At 63.5% G+C, this 1,474-nt stretch carries 2 protein-coding genes and 1 pseudogene; all 3 read left to right on the forward strand.

The annotated features are described in order from the left end of the window. A partial coding sequence (locus tag EN991_RS35950) for a DUF983 domain-containing protein (RefSeq protein WP_127370502.1) occupies positions 1 to 180 on the forward strand: 180 nt, incomplete at its 5' end. Continuing rightward, entirely contained in the window at positions 177 to 932 is a 756-nt protein-coding gene (locus tag EN991_RS35955) for an SURF1 family protein (protein WP_164766140.1), read from the forward strand. The genes EN991_RS35950 and EN991_RS35955, both read left to right, overlap by 4 nt. A gap of 88 nt (positions 933 to 1,020) precedes the next feature. After that, a pseudogene (locus tag EN991_RS35960) lies at positions 1,021 to 1,474 on the forward strand (4-hydroxy-3-methylbut-2-enyl diphosphate reductase); the annotation flags it as partial.

Raw genomic sequence — 1,474 nt, forward strand, 5'->3', positions numbered from 1 at the left:
GTCGGCTTGGCGCTGGGGTTGGAAGTCACGTTTAGCCCGCCGCTCTGGTTGCATCTGCTGGTCTGGATTCCGCTGGCTGTCGTGCTGTGCCTGGCGGCGCTGCGGCTGATCAAAGGCGTGCTGCTGACGCTGCAATACCGCAACAAGGCGGCCGAAGGCCGGTTGGATCGCGGCGAATGAGCGAGGCAACCGTTAAAGCCGATGGCCGATCGCGGCCTAGGACGGCATTGCTGCTCGCCCTAGGCCTTGTGCTGTTCCTGATCCTGCTGGCGCTCGGCACCTGGCAGGTGCAGCGCCTTTATTGGAAGGAAGGCCTTCTGCAGACCATCGACCAGCGCACTCATTCAGCGCCGCGGCCGCTGGCCGAGGTCGAGAAAGAATTCGCAGCCACCGGGGACGTCGATTATACGCCCGTCGCCGTCACCGGGACGTTCCTGCATCAAGGCGAACGGCATTTTTACGCGACCTGGGAGGGTGATGCCGGCTTCAATGTCTACACGCCGCTGGCGCTCGACGACGGCCGCTTCGTCCTGATCAATCGCGGCTTCGTGCCTTACGATCTGAAGGACGCCGCCAAGCGCGCCAAGGGACAGGTGACCGGCAGAGTGACGGTCACGGGGCTCGCTCGCAACCCCCTGCCAGCAAAGCCGTCGATGATGCTGCCCGACAACGATGTGGCGAAGAACATCTTCTACTGGAAGGACCGCGACGTCATGGCGGCGAGCGCGGGCCTGCCGGCTGGGTTCACGCTGGTGCCGATCTTCATCGACGCAGACAAGACGCCAAATCCAGGCGGATTGCCGGTTGGCGGCGTCACCATCATCGATCTGCCGAACAGCCATCTGCAATATGCCGTCACCTGGTACGGGCTTGCCGCCGCGCTCGCCGCCGTGCTCATCCTGCGGCTTCGCCGCCCCGCGAAAGAGGAATGAATGCGAGCGACGCCCCCTTTCTACCGATGCCCTTGACAGGGCAGGGGTGCGCACCTCATTTCGGCTTTGATCAACCGGCCCGGATTTAATGCTTCAGACAACCACCAAACCACCTCTGACGATCCGGCTCTGCCAGCCGCGCGGTTTTTGCGCCGGTGTCGACCGTGCCATCCAGATCGTCGTGCTGGCGCTGAAGAAATATGGCGCGCCGGTCTACGTCCGCCATGAAATCGTGCACAACCGCTACGTCGTCGAGGGGCTGCAAAGCCTTGGCGCCGTCTTCATCGAGGAACTCTCCGAGATCCCGGCCGAACATCGGCAGTCGCCCGTCGTGTTCTCGGCGCATGGCGTGCCGAAATCGGTGCCGGCGGATGCGAAGGCGCGCAATCTTTTCTATCTCGATGCCACTTGCCCGCTGGTGTCGAAGGTCCACAAGCAGGCGATGCGCCATCAGCGGCTCGGCCGTCATGTGCTGTTGATTGGTCACGCCGGACATCCCGAGGTGATCGGCACCATGGGCCAGCTCCCGGACGGAGCGGTGA

Source organism: Mesorhizobium sp. M7A.F.Ca.US.005.03.2.1 (assembly GCF_003997795.1).
Classification (GTDB): domain Bacteria; phylum Pseudomonadota; class Alphaproteobacteria; order Rhizobiales; family Rhizobiaceae; genus Mesorhizobium; species Mesorhizobium ciceri.

What these genes read in the sequence shown, in the direction of transcription:
- EN991_RS35955 (WP_164766140.1), top strand. Translation starts at nt 177, where the DNA reads ATGAGCGAGGCAACCGTTAAAGCCGATGGCCGATCGCGGCCTAGGACG.